Origin of the sequence: Pseudomonas alkylphenolica (assembly GCF_016009175.1) — a bacterium.
In the GTDB taxonomy this organism is placed as follows: Bacteria; Pseudomonadota; Gammaproteobacteria; order Pseudomonadales; family Pseudomonadaceae; genus Aquipseudomonas; species Aquipseudomonas alkylphenolica_B.
This window is the reverse complement of sequence record NZ_JADUCM010000023.1, coordinates 64,926-81,823: the sequence shown is the minus strand read 5'-3', so window position 1 is coordinate 81,823 and position 16,898 is coordinate 64,926. Positions and strand designations below refer to the sequence as shown.

Here is a 16,898-nt window from a genome sequence, read left to right as displayed (position 1 = left end):
CAGGGCCGCGATCACGCCGTGCTGGCTTACACCATCGAGTTGAGGCTTTCGCCACGCAAGGTCCGCTCGATTCCGCCGAGTACCATGCTCTCCATCAAGGCCAGGCCCTGGGCCTGTGGCAACTGTGACGCCTGCAGCCAGCTCGGAAGGCTGTTGAGCAGGTTGGCAATCACATGGGCAGTGGCTGCCAGCGCCGGGCCGCGCAGGGTCGCCTTGGGGGCGATCACGCGCAGCAAGGCGGTTTCATACTGCTGACGCAGCTGGTCGATACGGGCTTGTTGCTCAGGGCTCAGGCAGCATTGGTCGCGCTCGGCCAGGCGAAACTGCAATGGACGCTCGGCGTGCAGTGCCCAATGCGCGCTGATGACCTCGGCGAGGGTTTGCTGATGACCACGACGGCCCTGGTTCAGGGCAGCCAGTAGCTCTTCATACAACTCTTCAATCAGGTCGTACAGCCAGTCCTGCTTGCTCGGGAAGTGGTGATACAGCGCCCCGGCCGACAGGCCCAGATGACTGGCCAGCTCGCGCATGCTGACCTGGCCAAAGCCCTTTTCGGCAAAGAGCGCCATGGCTTTGTCACGCCGCTCTTCGAAGTTCGCACAGCGCAAAGCGGCGTCCATCGGCATGCTCCTCAGTAGGTGTGGAAGCCGCGACCGCTCTTGCGCCCCAGGTAGCCGGCGGCAACCATTTCCTTGAGCAGAGGGGCAGGGCGGTACTTGCTGTCGTTGTAGCCGTCGTGGAAGGCTTCCATGATGGCCAGCAGGGTGTCCAGGCCAATCAGGTCAGCCAGCGCCAGCGGGCCGATCGGCTGGTTGCAGCCAAGGCGCATGCCGGTGTCGATGTCTTCGGCACTGGCCAGGCCTTCCTGCAGCACAAACACCGCTTCGTTGATCATCGGCACCAGGATGCGGTTGACCACAAAACCTGGACGGTTGCCTGCAGTGATCGGTGTCTTGCCGACCTGCTCGGTCAGCGCCAGTGCTGTGGCATAGGTAGCATCACTGGTTTGCAGGCCGCGAATGATCTCGACCAGGGCCATCATCGGCACCGGGTTGAAGAAATGCACACCGATGAAGCGCTCAGGCTGGCTGACTGCCGCGCCTAACGCTGTGATCGACAGCGACGAGGTGTTGGTGGCAATCACGCACGTCGGGCTGACGTTGGCAGCAATCTGCTGAAGAATCCGCAGCTTGAGCTCAAGGTTCTCGGTGGCCGCCTCGATCACCAGTTCTGCCGATTGCAGCTGGGCGTAGTCGGTGCTGGTGCGGATGCGCGCCACTGCCGCTTCGGCGTCGGCGGCGGCCAGGGTCTGCTTGCTGACCTGACGATCCAGATTTTTGCGCAGGGTGGCGACGCCACGCTCGAGGGCGGCGTCGGACACGTCAATCAGGGTGACCTGGTAACCGGCCACCGCACAGACCTGGGCAATACCGTTGCCCATGGTCCCTGCGCCGATTACTGCAATGTTTTCAATACTCACCGTCATTCTCCTGGATCAGACGCGTTCGAAGACGACAGCAATGCCCTGGCCGCCGCCGATGCACATGGTGGCCAGTGCGTAGCGGCCTTCGATGCGCTGCAGTTCGTGGATCGCCTTGGTGGCGATGATCGCGCCGGTGGCACCGACCGGGTGGCCCAGGGAAATGCCGGAACCGTTAGGGTTGACCTTTTCAGGATCGAAGCCGAGTTCACCGGACACGGCGCAGGCTTGTGCGGCAAAGGCTTCGTTGGACTCGATAACGTCCAGGTCGGCGACTTGCAGGCCGGCTTTTTCCAGCACTTTACGGGTGGCCGGAACCGGGCCCAGGCCCATCAGTTCAGGCTCGACACCAGCGTGGGCGTAAGCCACCAGGCGCGCCAGCGGCTTGAGGCCATGGCGTTTGACGAAGTCACCGGTGGCCAGTACGAGGGCGCCCGCGCCGTCGTTCAGGCCGCTGGCGTTGCCGGCGGTTACGGTGCCGTCTTTCTTGAACGCGGGTTTCATGCCGGCCAGTTGCTCGGCGGTGACGTTGCCACGCACATGCTCGTCGACTTCAAAGCGTACGGTGCCTTTGCGGCCCGGGATATCGATGGGCACGATCTGGCTGTCGAAACGGCCTTCGGCAATTGCACGCGCGGCACGTTGCTGGCTGACCAGCGCCAGTTCGTCCTGCATCTCACGGGTGATGCCATTGCGTGCGGCAACGTTCTCGGCAGTAATGCCCATGTGGAAGCCTTCGAACGGGTCGTGCAGTACGCCCAGCATGTAGTCGACACCTTTGAGGTCGCCCATGCGTGCACCCCAACGGGCCTGCGGCAGCAGGTACGGGCCACGGCTCATGGACTCGGCGCCGGCGGCGACAACGGCCTCGGCATCACCCAGCAGCAGGCTTTGGGCTGCCGAAACAATGGCCTGCAGGCCCGAACCGCACAGGCGGTTGACGTTGAAAGCAGGGGTTTCCTTGGGGATGCCGGCATTCATCGCCGCAACCCGTGCCAGGTAGGCGTCGCGTGCCTCGGTCGGAATCACGGTACCCATGACCACGTGGCCGATCTGTTCAGGTGCCACACCGGCGCGCTCGATGGCGGCGCGGGTTACGCTGCTGGCCAGGTCCGCCAGGGGCAGGTCCTTGAGGGCGCCACCAAAACTGCCGATGGCCGAGCGAACTGCGCTGACTACGTAGATTTCCGGGGTGTTCATGATCGACTCCATTGTGCGAAAGCATGGCGGGGCGGTGGCAGGCTCTGAGAGAATGCACGCCACGCCAGGTTCAGGTTGTCATCGAGTCTAGGCAAAGCCTTTCACCGGGCCTATGCCATAACTGCTCACTGGAGCTGGTATTTTTTGCCACACCCTTGCGGAATCCGCCATGCGGGAAAACGATACAGTCGCGGTCTATTTCGTCCATTCGATGTTGCATGCCCTGCGCGATCAGCCGCAGCGGGCGACGGCCTTGCTGTGCGAAGCCGGTATCGATCCGGGTGTACTCGACACCCCCGGTGCCCGGGTGCCAGCGAGCGCGTTTGCCCGGCTCTGGCTGATGCTGATCCAGGACCTGGACGACGAATTCTTCAACCTCGACAGCCATGGCATGCCCATCGGCAGTTTTGCCCTGATCTGCCGCGGCCTGATCCAGGAGCCGAACCTGGGCAAGGCACTGCGCCAGTGCCTGAGTAATTTCGCCCTGTTCTTGCGCGACATACGCCCCAGCCTGTCGGTCAAAGGGGCGAGGGTGGTGATCAGCGTGAAGTCGCGCATCGAAGATCCACTGACCCGGGTGTATGCCGAAGAAACATTCCTCGCGCTGGTCATCAGCCTGCTGTGCTGGCTGGGCGGTCAGCGCCTGGTGATTGACCGCATGGCCCTGACGGACCTGCGTGCGCGTCAGGATGACGACCCGTTGCTATGGGGCCCCAACCTGCAGTTGGGCGTGGGCATCACCGAAATCGAGTTTGCCGCCGACTACCTGCAACTGCCGGTGATCCAGGACCTGGCCGGGCTCAAGACGTTTTTGCGCAGTGCGCCGCAATGGCTGGTGATTCGCTACCGCAACCAGAATGGCCAGGTGGCCCAGGTGTACCGCTACTTGCGTGAGCGTGAGCAGGGGCAGTGGCCGACACTGGTGGCCATGGCCGAGCGCCAGGGCCTGAATCCCAGCAGTTTTCGCCGGCAGCTGGAGCGCGAAGGCCGTTCGTACCAGCAGATCAAAGATGAAGTACGCCGTGCCACCGCGTTCGAGTGCCTGCGCGAAACGGACATGAGTATTGCCGAGATCGCCGAACGCACCGGGTTCCAGGAACCCAGTGCGTTTCACCGTGCGTTCAAGAAGTGGACTGGCGAAAGCCCGGGAGGCTATCGCTTACGCATGGCTACCCGGGGATAGCAGCGTCTCCAGCAGTTGGCGCAAGTGATCGGTGCCGGCCGGATTCAGGGCGAACACCGGGCGGCGCGGCTCGCCGACAGGCAAGCCACGCAGGGCCAACCCGGCCTTGACCGTGGCCGGCAAGCCCGCCTTGAGGATGAAGTCCAGTAAGGGTAGCTGGCGATAGAACACGGCCTTGGCGGTCTTCAGGTCGTTGGTGAGCACGGCCTTGTACAGCGACTGATTCAGTTCGGGAATCAGGTTGGCCGCCGCCGTGCACCAGCCGCTGGCGCCGGCAACGAAGGCTTCCAGGGCCAGCGGGTTGCAACCGTTGTAGAACGGCACCTGGCCTTCGCCGAGTAACTGCAGCTTGTGCATGCGCTGAATGTCGCCGGTGCTCTCCTTGACCATGGTGACATTGGCCACCTCGCGCACGATACGCAGGATCAGCTCCACCGACATGTCCGTGCCGCTGGTGGCCGGGTTGTTGTAGAGCATGATCGGCACATCGATGCTGGCGCCGATGGCCCGGTAGTGTTCGAGAATTTCTGCTTCGCCGAGCTTCCAGTAGGCCGCCGGCAAGACCATGACGGCGTCGGCACCGTGGGCCTGGGCAAAACGCGCGCGGCGGATGGCGCCTGCCGTGGTCAGGTCCGAGACACTGACAACGGTCGGAACTCTGCCGGCGATGTGCGCCAGGCTGAACTCGGCGACCTGTTCCCACTCGCGGTCACTGAGGTAGGCGCCCTCGCCCGTACTGCCCAACGGCGCGATGGCATGCACGCCATCGGCGATCAGTTGGTCGATCGAGCGACCCAGGGCCGGCAGGTCAAGGTGCTGGCCGTCGCTGCTGAACGGGGTGATGGTATAGCCGATGATGCCGTGAAATTTCGTGGTCATGGAACGTACTCCGCAAGTAAGGCAAAAAGGGCGAACAATCAGTTCAGGCAGTCGGCATGCACCCGCAGGCACTGGCGCGCATAGTAGTTGAAGGCGGCGCTGTGGCGTTTCGGCCGGGCAATCCAGTCATGGGCTTCACGGCCCAGTGCCGGTTCGATCGGTTTTACCGTACCGGCGGCCATGGCCAGCAATTGCAGCTTGGCCGCACGCTCGATCAACTGGGCGATGACGCAAGCTTCCTCGATGCTTGCCCCGGTCGACAGCTGGCCGTGGTGCGAGAGCAGGATGGCGCGCTTGTCGCCCAGCGCAGCGCTGATGATTTCACCTTCTTCGTTGCCAACCGGCACGCCCGGCCAGGCTTCCAGAAAAGCGCAGTCTTCATACAGCGGGCAGAGGTCCATGTGCGAAACCTGCAGCGGTACCTCGAGCATCGACAGCGCGGCGACATGGGTGGGGTGGGTGTGGATGATGCAGTTCACATCCGGACGCGCCCGGTACACCCAGCTGTGGAAGCGGTTGGCCGGGTTGGGCATGCCCTGGCCCTCGAGTACCTCCAGGTCTTCGTTGACCAGCAACAGGTTGCTGGCGGTAATTTCATCGAACCCCAGCCCCAGTTGCTGGGTATAGAACGTGCCAGGTTGTGGTCCGCGGGTGCTGATCTGGCCGGCCAGCCCGGAGTCGTGACCGTTGTCGAAAAGAATTCGGCAGGTCAGGGCCAGCTTTTCCCGTGCAGTCCACGTATTATCGGCAAGCGAGCCTTGCATTTGTGTAAGGGCCTGCTTGATCAGGTGGTCCTTGGGCAATGCCAGTGTCTTGGCCATGGGGCTATCCTCATTGGTGAGAAGAAGTGTCAGGCTCGTCCGCCCCGGTTACTTGGAAGGTGCAGGGGCGGTCAGCTGCATGACACAAAAAAGACTATATGACACAAAGTGTCATTAGCAAGAAAAAACTCGCCCGTTGCACTGGGAAAATTGCATCGCATGTCTATTCGTTTGAAATTGTTGAGAAAAAAGCTGGGGATTACCCTGGAGGTACTGGCCGAGAAATCCGGTATGACCAAGAGTTATCTCTCCAAGGTTGAGCGTGGCCTCAATACACCTTCCATTGCCGCCGCCTTGAAGCTGGCCCGGGCACTGAGCGTCAATGTCGAAGAACTGTTTGCCGAGGATGCGCCCGGCCAATCGCGCTTCAGCCTGGTGCGCAGTGGCGAGCGCCAGGCGCTTTCCGGTAGCGCCCAAGGGCCGGGTTATGCGGTACTGGCCAGCCATATCGGCAGCCGCAGCCTGTTGCCGTTCATCATCAGGCCGCCACACGACTTCAGCGACTCGACGTTCAAGGAGCACCTGGGCGAGGAGTTCCTGTTTGTTCACGAAGGACAGGTGGAAGTGGACTTCATGAGCGAACGGGTGATCCTCGAGCGCGGTGATGCGCTGTACTTCAACGCCCAGACGCCCCATCGGCTGCGCTCGCTGGGCGAGGAGCAGGCACAGTTGCTGGTCGTGGTGCACGACGCCGAAGGCTGATGCGATGGACAGCCACTCGCGATTCTGGCGTGACCCGGCGCTGCCTTTCGTTGAGGCGCGGGCTGTCGAGGACGGGCGCAAAATCTGCTATGCGCCGCACTCCCACGCAAGTTTTTCCATCGGTGCGATTACCGCCGGCAGCAGCACCTACGTGAGTGGCAATCACCATCAACAGGTGTCGGCGGGTACCGTTGTACTGATGAACCCGGGCGTGGTGCACACCTGCAACCCGATTGATGGCCAGCCATGGTCCTACCTCATGCTGTATGTCGACCTGCCCTGGTTGCAGGCGCTGGGGTTCCGGCCGTTCGATGTATTGAGCAGCGACTCGCTGCTGCTTTATCAGCGCTTGTGCCAGGTGTACACCGTACTGGTGGATGATCAGCTCGGCAGTGCCGGCAAAGACACAGCGCTGCGTATCTTTTTCAGCGAACTGATCCAGCAGGTCCCTTCCGGCGCACCGGGCACCGAACGGGTCAACCCGTGCTTGCTGGCTGCGACGGCCTTCATCCGTGAGCACTGCACCGAGCAGCTGCGTCTCCAGGAGATCAGTGAAGTGGCCGGGCTGTCGACCTCCTACCTGATCCGCGCATTCAAGCAGACGTTCGGCTTGACCCCGCATGGCTACCTGCTGGATCAACGCGTGCAGTATGCCCGCGCCCGGCTGCGCCGTGGGGCGCCGATCGCAGAGGTCGCCCTGGAGGCCGGGTTCGCTGATCAGGCTCACCTGCAGCGAGCGTTCAAGCGCCACCTGGCAGCCACTCCGGGGCACTATCGGTCAGCCCAATAGCAAGTACAGCGCGCTGGCGACCAGCAGCGCTGCCAGTGTGCGGTTGAACCAGCGAACCCGTCGCGGGTTGTCCAGGTACTGGCTGATGACACTTCCGGCCCAGGCCCAGCTGGCGATGGACAGGTAGCAGATGACGAAGTAAATCGCGGTGAATTGCCAGAGCAGGACGGTTTCACCTTCGCCGACATAGGCACCGATGCCGGCCACGCAGGCAAGCCAGGCCTTGGGATTAAGCCATTGCAGGGTGGCACCGGCGAGCATAGACGGGGCTGCCGGGGTACTGCTGCTGGCCAGTTCACCGCGATCGCTGGCCAGTTTCCAGGCCATGTACAGCAAGAACAACACGCCCCCGCCGTGCAGCACCTGGGTCAAGCCGGGCCAGTGGCGCAGCAATTGGTGCAACCCAAGGCCGATCAATACCAGCAACAGGCTGAACCCGAAGGTGGCGCCGGTCACGTGCCTGAGGCTGGCGCGTAACCCGTGACGGGCACCGCTGCCCAGGGCGACGATGTTGACCGGGCCGGGGGATATTGACGCCGCCAGTGCAAAGGCGGCCATGGAAAGCGTCAGACTCATAAGGGGTGATCCGGTTGGGGGTGTTGGCCGAGTCTGACGGCCGAGGTTGCGCAGGTATTGAAGGAAATTACCCTGGTACGCCGACACTACGTGCGCATCTGCAGGCATTGCCCGGGCTGATACAGAATTTGAAATAGTTTCCCGCTGTCTGAAATCCCTGCTGAAATTGTAGGATCACCTCCCCAATTGATATTAGGTTGATATGACTTCGTTCTCGGAGCCCCCCAGTACCTGGCCGTCCCGGCCTTTCTCCTGTCTTTTTGACAACTTCTCGCTGTTTGTCCAGCCCCCTCAGTTTGTCCAGATGAGTACCTGCGCATGGAATGGCTAGCCGACCCCACGGCCTGGCTGGGCCTTGCCACGCTGATTGTTCTGGAGCTGGTGCTGGGTATCGACAACCTGGTCTTTATTGCCATTCTTGCCGACAAATTGCCGCCGCATCAGCGTGACCGTGCGCGGGTGATCGGTTTGTCCCTGGCGTTGATCATGCGCCTGGGCCTGCTGGCCAGTATCTCCTGGATGGTGACCCTGACCGCACCGCTGATCGAGGTGTTCGGCAAGAGTTTCTCTGGCCGTGACCTGATCATGCTCTTTGGTGGTGTGTTCCTGCTGTTCAAGGCCACAATGGAACTGCACGAGCGCCTGGAGGGTCATGTCGCCCAGTCGGGCGGCAACACACGCCATGCCGCATTCTGGCCCATCGTGGCGCAGATCGTGGTGCTTGATGCGGTGTTCTCGCTGGACGCGGTGATCACGGCCGTGGGCATGGTCGAGCACTTGTCGGTGATGATGATCGCGGTGATCTTCTCCATCGGTATCATGATCGTCGCCAGCAAGCCGTTGACGCGTTTCGTCAACAGCCACCCGACGGTGATCATGCTGTGCCTGGGCTTCTTGATGATGATCGGCTTCAGCCTGACCGCTGAAGGCCTGGGTTTCCATATTCCCAAGGGCTATCTGTACGCGGCGATCGGTTTCTCCATCCTTGTCGAGCTGTTCAACCAGGTGGCCCGTGCCCGCCGCAAGCGCAGCTTGCAGCAGCACCGGCCGTTGCGTGAACGCACGGCGCACGCGGTGTTGCGCCTGCTGGGTGGCCGCCGTATCGAGGCTGACGAAGTCGGCGAGGAAATTGCCGACCTGGTCGAGGGCGGTGAGGAGCACGTGCTGTTCGACCGTCGTGAACGGGTGATGATCAGCGGTGTATTGAACCTGGCCGAGCGACCGATCAAAACCTTGATGACCGTGCGGGCCAAGGTCGATGCCATCGACCTGGCGCAATCGGCCGAGGACGTGCGCAAGGCGTTGATGCATTCGTCTTACTCACGGTTGCCGCTGATTCGCAACGGCCGTATCGAAGAGCCGCTGGGTTTCGTGCACAAGAAGGAGCTGCTCAAGGAGCTGCTGGCCGGCAATGAGCCAGACCTTGAAAGCCTGGTACGTGCACCGCTGAACCTGCTGGAAAGCTTCAGCATTCTCAACGCCCTGGAGCAGATGCGCAGCCAGTCGACCCACATTGCTTTTGTGGTCAACGAATTCGGTGATTTCACCGGCGTATTGACCATGACCGACATCCTCGAGTCGATTGCCGGTGAGTTGCCCGATGCCAGCGAAGTCGAGGGGCCGGGGATCATCGAGGTCGAAGATGGGTTTGTCGTCAGCGGTGCGCTGAACCTGAGTCAGATTCAGGCCCGTACCGGCTTCGCGGCGAAACCGACCGAGGATTACCAGACCCTCGCGGGGCTGGTCATGAGCTTGCTCGATCGATTACCGGTGGTCGGTGACAGCCTGCAGTGGAATGACTGGCAGATGACGGTGGTGGCGGTGGAAGAGCGTCGGGTCCGCGAGGTTCGCCTCAGACCGATCGACGCTGCTGTCGCAACAGATGCTTGAAGCCTTCAAGGATCAATACCAGTACCGCCAGCCAGATTGGCAGGTAGGTCAGCCACTGGTCGGGACCGATGGTCTCGCCCAGTAGCAGGGCCACGCCTACCAGCAACACTGGCTCAACGTAGCTGAGCAGGCCGAACAGGCTGAAGGCCAGCAGGCGGCTTGCCAGCACGTAGCAGATCAGCGCCAGGGCACTGATCACCCCCAGCAAGGGGATCAAGCCATACAAGGCCGGATGGTCGGCCAGATCTTGTGCGCTCAACGGCCCCTGGACAACAAAGTACAGGGCCGTTGGCAGCAGCAGGCACATGTCGGCCCACAGCCCGCCAAGGTGGTCGGTGCGGCACTTGCGCCGCAGGATGAAGTACAGCGGATAGCCACACGCGACCAGCAGCGTTTCCCAGGCGAAGCTGCCATGCTGGTAGAGCTCGTGGCCAACCCCGGTCGCCGCACAGGCGACGGCCACTTTCTGCAGGTGTGAAAGGCGCTCGCCGTAGACCACCCGCCCGGTCAGCACCATGGTCAGCGGCAACAGAAAATACCCCAGTGACACTTCAAGGCTGCGCCCGTGCAAAGGCGCCCAGAGAAACAGCCAGAGTTGCACGCCCATCAACGACGAGGTGCCAAACAAACCCAGCAACAGTATCGGCTTTTGCCGTATGCGTGCGAGCAGGCCGGTAATCAGCGGCCAGTCCTTGCTCAGGAGCAGAAACAGGGTCAGGCAGGGCAGGGTCAGCAGGGTGCGCCAGCCAAATATTTCCTCACCGTCCAGCGGGGTCAACAGTGAGGTGTAGAAGTACATGACGGCGAACAAGCACGACGCCATGACCGATGAAACGATGCCTTTTGACACGAGGGCCTCTGCAGCAGAAAAAAGTAGGGTGCACAGCTACCGATGAGCCAGAACCCGGCTGTCAGTGGTTGGCCACCTGTACCAGGCATTGCGCTTTCAGGGCCTGGATGAATGCCTCGGCCGACATCGGTCGGGCAAACAGATAACCTTGCTGGAAATCGACGTTGTGGCGGTTCAGGTAGTCACGTTGCGCTTCGTTTTCCACGCCCTCGGCAACAATCCCCAGGCCCAGCTTGCTCGACAGCTCGATAATGCTGTCAAGGATGTGCAGCGATAGCGCGTCGCCGCCGATCATCGAGACAAAGCTCTGGTCGATCTTGAGGTAGTCGACCTGGAACTGGCGCAGGTACGCCAGGCTCGATTGCCCTGTACCAAAGTCGTCCAGGGCAATCATCACGCCCAGTTCATGCAGGCCGGCAAACAGCGCATGGGTGGCTTCGGTAGCGTTAATGAGCTTGCGTTCAGTCAGCTCCAGAGTCAGTAATACGCGCCCTTCGGGAAACGCGGCAAGGAATGTACGGCAATCGTCGAGCAAGGCCATATCCTGGCAATGATCGGCGGTGATGTTGAAGGCAATGTGAAAATCATCGTCCATGAGGTCGGCGTGAGGTGCCAGCACTTCGGCGCTACGGGCGATCAGTTGGCGGGTCATCGGCACGATCTGGCCGCTGTGTTCGGCGTAGGGAATGAACAGGTCGGGGCTGACCAGTCCTTCGCGGGGGTGTTGCCAGCGCATCAGGACTTCCACACCTTTCCAGCGGTAGTCATCCTTGCGAACCACCGGCTGGAAGTAGGGGATGAATTCGTCGGCCTCGAGGGCACGCTGCAATTCGACCCGCGGCGAGCTGGCCCGGCGCAGTTGCCAGTAGCAGGTGACGGCGGCCATGGCGCCCAGCACCACCATCAGGGCGAACAGCGCCGGATACTCGCTGCGCATCAACTTGCCCACTTTGCCTTGCGCGTATCCGCCTTGAATGGTGAAAGGGTAATAGCTCGACGTGACGCTGGTGGCGGCCAGCTCCGCCGGCGGCGGCGTCCCTGTGCGGACTTTGCCATCCTGTGACATCCAGTGCGGCCCTACTTGCAACGACAGGTGATCATCTTCATCGAGCAGGTGCAACGCGTCGATCAGATGGTCGCCATCCACGGTACTGATGGCGCCACGGTCACCCTCGGTGATCCGGTAGACCAGCAAAGGATGCCCGGGGGTCACCGAGTTGCCATCCATCAACCACAGCACGCCCTTGAAATAGTCATGACCATTCACCGGTTCACTGTAGGGGCCGAACAGCGAACTGCAGTACAGCTCGCCGCGGTATTCAAGGTTGGTCGACCGCACAAACGCGCGGCGGGTGACCTGTTCACGCAGGGCAAGTTTTTCGTCCTCGCAGGGTTGCCCGGCAAGCGGGAGCAGTACTCTGGCAGCGCGCGAGGCGTTGTCGAGGATGCGCTCTATCTGGCTCGCCACCCGCTGTGCGCCGGCCTCGCTACGGCTCTGCAGCTCGCGGGTCGCTTGCAGGTGCATGACCAGCAGGCCGCAGGCGATGGGCAGGGCGCCCACCAGCCAGGGCAGGATCGAGCGCCAGCGGTGCAGCGGACGGTGTTTTACCGAAAAGGGCATGAGGACTAACCTGAAAAGAGCGGCTGAGCAGAGAATAGCCGTACGTCGGATTTGTGCTTGCACTAAAGGTGCGACAAATTGGATTACGCACTGTAGAATCGCCTTACGCATACAATAATAAGGTTCCACGCCACTGTGGAATCAACCCGCCGGGAATGGGTCCATATGAAGTGTCATGGGTTCAAGCTGATATACGGAGACTTCCTCGCACGCAGTGTGAGGGGCATTTCCTGCGCGCCGCCATTCGCTCGCCATCGATAGCAAGCAGTTTCCGTTTTTAGCGCTTTGATGATGAGGTAATGAGCATGGCCGACATTTTTGAAAACCCGATGGGCCTGATGGGCTTCGAATTCATCGAATTCGCTTCGCCAACCCCTGGCACCCTGGAGCCGATCTTCCAGATCATGGGCTTCACCAAGGTGGCTACCCACCGTTCGAAAGATGTGCACCTGTACCGCCAGGGCGGCATCAACCTGATCCTGAACAATGAGCCGAAGAGCATTGCCTCGTACTTTGCCGCCGAACATGGGCCATCGGTGTGTGGCATGGCGTTCCGTGTACGCAATGCCCATGAAGCCTATGCGCGTGCCCTGGAGCTGGGGGCGCAACCGGTAGAAATCGAAACCGGCCCGATGGAGCTGCGCTTGCCGGCGATCAAGGGCATTGGCGGTGCGCCGCTGTACCTGATCGACCGCTTCGAGGAAGGCAGCTCGATCTACGACATCGACTTCAACTTTATCGAAGGCGTCGACCGTCATCCGGTTGGTGCGGGCCTGAAGGTCATCGACCACCTGACCCACAACGTGTACCGCGGGCGCATGGCGTATTGGGCGGCGTTCTACGAGAAGCTGTTCAACTTCCGTGAAATCCGCTACTTCGACATCAAAGGCGAATACACCGGCCTGACTTCCAAGGCCATGACCGCACCCGACGGCATGATCCGCATCCCGTTGAACGAAGAGTCGTCCAAGGGCGCCGGGCAGATCGAAGAGTTCCTGATGCAGTTCAACGGCGAAGGCATTCAGCATGTTGCCTTCCTGTGTGACGACTTGCTCCAGAGCTGGGACGCGCTCAAGAAAATGGGCATGCGCTTCATGACCGCACCGCCAGACACTTACTACGAAATGCTTGAAGGCCGGCTGCCAGGTCACGGCGAGCCAGTGGGTGAGCTGCAGGCGCGCGGTATCCTGCTCGACGGCTCTTCGCAGCCAGACGACAAGCGTCTGTTGCTGCAGATCTTCTCCGAGACCTTGATGGGGCCGGTGTTCTTCGAGTTCATCCAGCGCAAGGGCGATGATGGCTTCGGCGAGGGCAACTTCAAGGCGTTGTTTGAGTCCATCGAGCGTGATCAGGTACGTCGCGGTGTACTGAGCGTCGAATAACCCGTTCGCGGTAAATGAAAAGGCCATTGAGTTTCCGCTCAATGGCCTTTTTCGTTAGGCGGTCAGTGCCGGTCAGGTGCTGCGCGATTGCGTCCCCGCCTGAACAGCCCCCAGTACGCGGCAGCAGAGGTCATGATGCCTACCAGCAGCAGTGACGGTAGAGTCTGATGCATGGCCTGGCGGATTGCACTCCAGGACTCGCCGGCAGGGTATCCGGCATGAACGGTGTAGCCAAAGCGGTCGGAGTCGATCTTCACGGTGTTTTCTTTCTGGTTGGGCAGTTGCGTCCAGTCCCCATGCCCGGTCGCCCAAACATACCGCTCGCCGAATTGCAGCGTCAGCACCACGGCGTTCTGGAACCCGAGCAATTCATCGTGCAACACCTTGAGATTCGCTACGGCAACGGCCCCATGAGGTGCGGATTGCAAGCGATAGAGCAAGATGGCAGACCCCGGGGTCGCCGGGCTGCCAGGGTCGACACGCAGTCGCCCGTTGACATAGTCGCCCTGGCCAAATGCGATGTCAGTGACTCCATACAGGGTGCTACAAAAAATGCTCTCCTTTTGCTCAAGTGCCAGACTGCGCACATTGGGTTGCTTGATCACTTCATGGCGCAGCTCGGGCAACACGTCTTCGCAGGGCCTGCCGGCCAGCCAGAGTGCGCGGCTGGTGGTCTCATGCAAAGACTGGATAACCCTGTCGATGCTGTAGACCGCTTCGCGAGAGGTGACTGCGATCGTTTCTTCCTGCTTGCGATCGACCTGAAATGACAGGACCAGCAGGCCGCAAACGACCGGGGCCAGGCCGATCAGGAGGGTAACCGTGAACTCGATCAGGCTACGCCCGGCGTGGTAGTACGGAAGCATGGTGGGGGTCTCTATGCTGAACGGAGGTTCAGCATAGAGAAGTAGGTCTGAGACGCCTGTAGGCGTCGGTGCGGGTTACCGTAGTACCCTTCAACTTGAGCTCGGGATCAAGACGTACTGGCAGCCAATGCCTTGATTACCAGTTCTGCGACTTTGCCGCCTGAGGCGGGATTTTGCCCCGTGATCAAACGGCCCTCTTTCTGGTCGCTGATGGCAAATTCTTTCCACGGGTCCTCGGCCTTGCGGTACACCCCGCCACGGGCCGTCAACTCGTTCTCGGTCAGGTAAGGCACCACTTTGTCCAACTCGGCCAGTTGTTCCTCGATGTTGGAAAAGCCAGTCACCTCCCGGTCTTTCACCAGCAGCGTGTTGTCACTGAGTTTGATGTTGAGCAGCCCGACGGCGCCGTGGCAAACCGAGGCAACCACACCGCCAGCCTCGAAGATTTTACGCGCAAGATCCTGCAAGCCGGGGTTATCCGGGAAGTCCCAAATCACGCCGTGACCACCGGCATAATAGATCGCCACATAGTCCTGGGCTTTGGCCTGGCCAGGGCTCAGGGTTTTACCCAGGCGGTTCATGAAGGCCTTGTCGTTGTACCACTGCCAGTCAATGTCCTGGGCCATGCTCAGGCTATGAGGGTCGATAGGCACATAGCCGCCGGCCGGGCTGAGGTAGTCGACGGTATAACCTGCCGTTTGGACTTTTTCGACGAAATGCACGGCCTCACCAAGCCAAAGGCCGGTGGCGCGCTTGAGCGTGGGGTACTTTGCCGTATTGGTCAAAACCACCAGTATCTTCTTGCTCATCACCAGGCTCCCTTCACTGGAACGGACCCGGCCCGCCCGGATCGCCAAGGAAAACCCCTACAGCATAGTAGTGCTTCGGTTAGATGCCATCCTTTGCTGGCGCTATGCTAGCCTTGCTGGATCCCAAAGCGTGACACAGGAGTTGACTGGCCGATGAGCAGCACGACAGTAGCAACGGATGAATTCATGCAGGCGGCCATTGACGAAGCGCGCCTGGGGCAGGAAGAAGGGGGCATTCCCATCGGCTCGGTGTTGGTGCATCAGGGGAAAATCATCGGTCGCGGACACAACCGGCGCGTGCAGTCGGGCAGCCCCATCTTGCACGGTGAGATGGATGCACTGGAAAATGCCGGGCGCCAGAAGGCGTCGGTCTATGCCGAATCGACGCTTTACACCACCTTGTCTCCTTGCGCCATGTGCAGTGGGGCAATCCTGTTGTACGGGATCAAACGGGTGATTGTTGGCGAAAACCAGACATTTCTCGGTGAAGAAGCGCTGCTTCAGTCTCGCGGCGTATCGCTGCAAGTGCTGCACAACGCTGACTGCATCAGCATGATGGACTCATTTATCAAAGCCCGCCCCGAGCTCTGGAACGAAGACATCGGGGTCTAGGCCCGACCTGTAGATGGGGCACATGCGGTTCATGGCGGCAACCCGGGCGCAGGTACTGTGCTAGAGACCCTGTTGCACCAGCGGGTCGTCGGGGTTGAGCTGTTCTAGCTGCGCCAGCAGGACCTGGACATTCTGCATCTGCCCGGTTTCCTTCCAGTACTCGATCAACAACACCCGGGCCTTGCGGTTGGCCGGCTCACGGTCAACCAGTGCTTCGAGTTGCTTCTGCGCCGGTTCGATCTGGTCGAGTTGATGCAGGCTGGTAGCCAGGGTATAGCTGTACTCGGCGTTGTCCGGCTCAAGTTCCAGGGCGCGGGCGAAAGCCAGCAATGCATACTCCTCCTGGTCATGGCGCAGCAACCAGCGGCCCAGTTCATATTGCAAAAAAGCCGAATCGGGTTGCAGCTGCAGGGCATTGGCCAGCACCTGACGCGACGCGTCGGTCTGATCCTGGCGCTCCAGCAGCTCGACCTTCACGGCCAGCGCCTGCAGGTTGTCCGGGTCCAGCTTCAGGGTTTGCTCCAGGGCCGCGGCCGCGTCCTTGAAATTGTTCTCGTGCAGATAAAGCCGGGCCAGGTGCAACTGGGCTGCCGGGTCGTCGGTCTGTTGTACGAGAACATGCTGATACTGCTCCAGCACGTGCTGCAAGGGGCCGTAATACAGGCCGATATCGTCCGGGCCCAAGCCCAGCAAGGCATCGACCACGGCAAAGCGTACTTGCGGATCTTCATCATCGAGCAAAGGGCCAAGCACCAGGCTGCGCTGGGCACCGGGCAGCATCGCCTGAATGCTCGCGATTGCAGCGCGGCGTACCAGAGGGTCGGCATGCTGCAAATCCTGGCTGGCCAGCTTCAACGCCAGCGGTGAGGGGTAGTTCGGCAGTTCGGCATACAGGCCGGCGCGGCGTATCGCAGACAGATCAGTACGTGCCAGTTGTTGATAGAGCACCCTGGCCGCACCCGGCTGGCCGTTGTGCGCCATGGCCAGGGCCTTGGCGTAGGAGAGCGTGAGCGCTGGGGTGGGTGGCGGTGTGTTGTCGCGCAAAAAATACCCCCCAAGCCCCAGGATGACGAGCAAGGCCAGGCTGACAAGGGTGTATTGGCGCGATTTGGACATGGGTGAATCCGGGGACATGCAACGGGCAGAGCCGTCAGCTTGGGTGAGCGAGGGGCTGGCGTCAACGCCGGGAGCGCCGCCGGTCGCGGGACAACGCGAATTGTCCCGCGATCAGCGCTGT

17 protein-coding genes are annotated in these 16,898 nt (G+C 61.1%); 6 read left to right on the top strand and 11 right to left on the bottom strand.

The features are described 5' to 3' along the window. Nucleotides 1–26: 26 nt before the first annotated feature. The 3 genes from I5S59_RS18680 to I5S59_RS18670 are packed head-to-tail and all read right to left on the bottom strand — an operon-like array spanning nucleotide 27 to nucleotide 2,680. Entirely contained in the window at nucleotides 27–626 is a 600-nt protein-coding gene (locus I5S59_RS18680) for a TetR/AcrR family transcriptional regulator (protein WP_232239848.1), read from the bottom strand. A gap of 5 nt (nucleotides 627–631) precedes the next feature. Then, nucleotides 632–1,480, bottom strand: coding sequence for a 3-hydroxybutyryl-CoA dehydrogenase (locus I5S59_RS18675; protein ID WP_197877936.1), 849 nt, complete (start codon nucleotides 1,478–1,480; stop codon nucleotides 632–634). A gap of 15 nt (nucleotides 1,481–1,495) precedes the next feature. Continuing rightward, complete coding sequence (locus tag I5S59_RS18670; RefSeq protein WP_197877935.1) at nucleotides 1,496–2,680, bottom strand: acetyl-CoA C-acyltransferase family protein; 1,185 nt, start codon at nucleotides 2,678–2,680, stop codon at nucleotides 1,496–1,498. A gap of 169 nt (nucleotides 2,681–2,849) precedes the next feature. Here I5S59_RS18670 and I5S59_RS18665 point away from each other — a divergent pair, with 169 nt between their 5' ends. Next, the gene (locus tag I5S59_RS18665) at nucleotides 2,850–3,863 is read left to right on the top strand and encodes an AraC family transcriptional regulator (RefSeq protein WP_197877934.1); all 1,014 of its coding nucleotides are present in this window, start codon (nucleotides 2,850–2,852) and stop codon (nucleotides 3,861–3,863) included. Here the strand turns inward: I5S59_RS18665 and I5S59_RS18660 are convergent. Together I5S59_RS18660 and I5S59_RS18655 are read right to left on the bottom strand one after the other, a co-directional pair. Next, the gene (locus I5S59_RS18660) at nucleotides 3,840–4,742 is read right to left on the bottom strand and encodes a dihydrodipicolinate synthase family protein (protein WP_197877933.1); all 903 of its coding nucleotides are present in this window, start codon (nucleotides 4,740–4,742) and stop codon (nucleotides 3,840–3,842) included. The genes I5S59_RS18665 and I5S59_RS18660 overlap by 24 nt on opposite strands. 38 nt (nucleotides 4,743–4,780) lie before the next feature. Continuing rightward, on the bottom strand, nucleotides 4,781–5,563 hold the full coding sequence (locus tag I5S59_RS18655; RefSeq protein ID WP_197877932.1) for an aldolase: 783 nt from the start codon (nucleotides 5,561–5,563) through the stop codon (nucleotides 4,781–4,783). A gap of 159 nt (nucleotides 5,564–5,722) precedes the next feature. Here I5S59_RS18655 and I5S59_RS18650 point away from each other — a divergent pair, with 159 nt between their 5' ends. Beyond that, entirely contained in the window at nucleotides 5,723–6,265 is a 543-nt protein-coding gene (locus tag I5S59_RS18650; protein WP_197877931.1) for a helix-turn-helix domain-containing protein, read from the top strand. A gap of 4 nt (nucleotides 6,266–6,269) precedes the next feature. Then, a complete protein-coding gene (locus I5S59_RS18645) occupies nucleotides 6,270–7,055 on the top strand; it encodes an AraC family transcriptional regulator (RefSeq protein ID WP_197877930.1) in 786 nt (261 codons plus the stop codon). Here the strand turns inward: I5S59_RS18645 and I5S59_RS18640 are convergent. Continuing rightward, nucleotides 7,044–7,631 carry a LysE family translocator gene (locus I5S59_RS18640; protein WP_197877929.1) on the bottom strand — a complete coding sequence of 196 codons (588 nt, stop codon included), beginning with the start codon at nucleotides 7,629–7,631 and terminating at the stop codon, nucleotides 7,044–7,046. The two genes, I5S59_RS18645 and I5S59_RS18640, sit on opposite strands and share 12 nt — an antisense overlap. Nucleotides 7,632–7,949: 318 nt before the next feature. Between I5S59_RS18640 and I5S59_RS18635 the strand changes: the two genes are divergently transcribed. Continuing rightward, entirely contained in the window at nucleotides 7,950–9,521 is a 1,572-nt protein-coding gene (locus I5S59_RS18635; protein WP_197877928.1) for a TerC family protein, read from the top strand. On the opposite strand, the gene rarD is transcribed toward I5S59_RS18635, so the two are convergent. Both rarD and I5S59_RS18625 read right to left on the bottom strand, forming a co-directional pair. Beyond that, nucleotides 9,484–10,371, bottom strand: a complete 888-nt coding sequence (rarD, locus tag I5S59_RS18630; protein ID WP_197877927.1) for an EamA family transporter RarD — start codon at nucleotides 10,369–10,371, stop codon at nucleotides 9,484–9,486. The genes I5S59_RS18635 and rarD overlap by 38 nt on opposite strands. Nucleotides 10,372–10,432: 61 nt before the next feature. Next, nucleotides 10,433–11,992, bottom strand: a complete 1,560-nt coding sequence (locus I5S59_RS18625; protein ID WP_197877926.1) for an EAL domain-containing protein — start codon at nucleotides 11,990–11,992, stop codon at nucleotides 10,433–10,435. 305 nt (nucleotides 11,993–12,297) lie between these two features. On the opposite strand from I5S59_RS18625, the gene hppD reads away from it, so the two are divergent. After that, complete coding sequence (gene hppD / locus I5S59_RS18620) at nucleotides 12,298–13,374, top strand: 4-hydroxyphenylpyruvate dioxygenase (protein ID WP_197877925.1); 1,077 nt, start codon at nucleotides 12,298–12,300, stop codon at nucleotides 13,372–13,374. Between the two features lie 62 nt (nucleotides 13,375–13,436). On the opposite strand, the gene I5S59_RS18615 is transcribed toward hppD, so the two are convergent. Together I5S59_RS18615 and I5S59_RS18610 are read right to left on the bottom strand one after the other, a co-directional pair. Continuing rightward, nucleotides 13,437–14,240, bottom strand: a complete 804-nt coding sequence (locus I5S59_RS18615) for a CSS-motif domain-containing protein (RefSeq protein WP_197877924.1) — start codon at nucleotides 14,238–14,240, stop codon at nucleotides 13,437–13,439. A gap of 107 nt (nucleotides 14,241–14,347) precedes the next feature. After that, nucleotides 14,348–15,049, bottom strand: coding sequence for a type 1 glutamine amidotransferase domain-containing protein (locus I5S59_RS18610; protein ID WP_197877923.1), 702 nt, complete (start codon nucleotides 15,047–15,049; stop codon nucleotides 14,348–14,350). 153 nt (nucleotides 15,050–15,202) lie between these two features. On the opposite strand from I5S59_RS18610, the gene I5S59_RS18605 reads away from it, so the two are divergent. Then, the gene (locus tag I5S59_RS18605) at nucleotides 15,203–15,661 is read left to right on the top strand and encodes a nucleoside deaminase (RefSeq protein ID WP_232239846.1); all 459 of its coding nucleotides are present in this window, start codon (nucleotides 15,203–15,205) and stop codon (nucleotides 15,659–15,661) included. A gap of 60 nt (nucleotides 15,662–15,721) precedes the next feature. Here I5S59_RS18605 and I5S59_RS18600 read toward each other — a convergent pair whose 3' ends face one another. Beyond that, the gene (locus I5S59_RS18600; protein WP_197877922.1) at nucleotides 15,722–16,777 is read right to left on the bottom strand and encodes a tetratricopeptide repeat protein; all 1,056 of its coding nucleotides are present in this window, start codon (nucleotides 16,775–16,777) and stop codon (nucleotides 15,722–15,724) included. Nucleotides 16,778–16,898 lie beyond the last annotated feature (121 nt).

Coding starts and splice junctions, on each gene's coding strand:
- I5S59_RS18680 (WP_232239848.1), bottom strand. CDS start 626: ATGCCGATGGACGCCGCTTTGCGCTGTGCGAACTTCGAAGAGCGGCGT.
- I5S59_RS18670 (WP_197877935.1), bottom strand. CDS start 2,680: ATGAACACCCCGGAAATCTACGTAGTCAGCGCAGTTCGCTCGGCCATC.
- I5S59_RS18665 (WP_197877934.1), top strand. CDS start 2,850: ATGCGGGAAAACGATACAGTCGCGGTCTATTTCGTCCATTCGATGTTG.
- I5S59_RS18660 (WP_197877933.1), bottom strand. CDS start 4,742: ATGACCACGAAATTTCACGGCATCATCGGCTATACCATCACCCCGTTC.
- I5S59_RS18655 (WP_197877932.1), bottom strand. CDS start 5,563: ATGGCCAAGACACTGGCATTGCCCAAGGACCACCTGATCAAGCAGGCC.
- I5S59_RS18650 (WP_197877931.1), top strand. CDS start 5,723: ATGTCTATTCGTTTGAAATTGTTGAGAAAAAAGCTGGGGATTACCCTG.
- I5S59_RS18645 (WP_197877930.1), top strand. CDS start 6,270: ATGGACAGCCACTCGCGATTCTGGCGTGACCCGGCGCTGCCTTTCGTT.
- I5S59_RS18640 (WP_197877929.1), bottom strand. CDS start 7,631: ATGAGTCTGACGCTTTCCATGGCCGCCTTTGCACTGGCGGCGTCAATA.
- I5S59_RS18635 (WP_197877928.1), top strand. CDS start 7,950: ATGGAATGGCTAGCCGACCCCACGGCCTGGCTGGGCCTTGCCACGCTG.
- I5S59_RS18625 (WP_197877926.1), bottom strand. CDS start 11,992: ATGCCCTTTTCGGTAAAACACCGTCCGCTGCACCGCTGGCGCTCGATC.
- hppD (WP_197877925.1), top strand. CDS start 12,298: ATGGCCGACATTTTTGAAAACCCGATGGGCCTGATGGGCTTCGAATTC.
- I5S59_RS18615 (WP_197877924.1), bottom strand. CDS start 14,240: ATGCTTCCGTACTACCACGCCGGGCGTAGCCTGATCGAGTTCACGGTT.
- I5S59_RS18610 (WP_197877923.1), bottom strand. CDS start 15,049: ATGAGCAAGAAGATACTGGTGGTTTTGACCAATACGGCAAAGTACCCC.
- I5S59_RS18605 (WP_232239846.1), top strand. CDS start 15,203: ATGAGCAGCACGACAGTAGCAACGGATGAATTCATGCAGGCGGCCATT.
- I5S59_RS18600 (WP_197877922.1), bottom strand. CDS start 16,777: ATGTCCAAATCGCGCCAATACACCCTTGTCAGCCTGGCCTTGCTCGTC.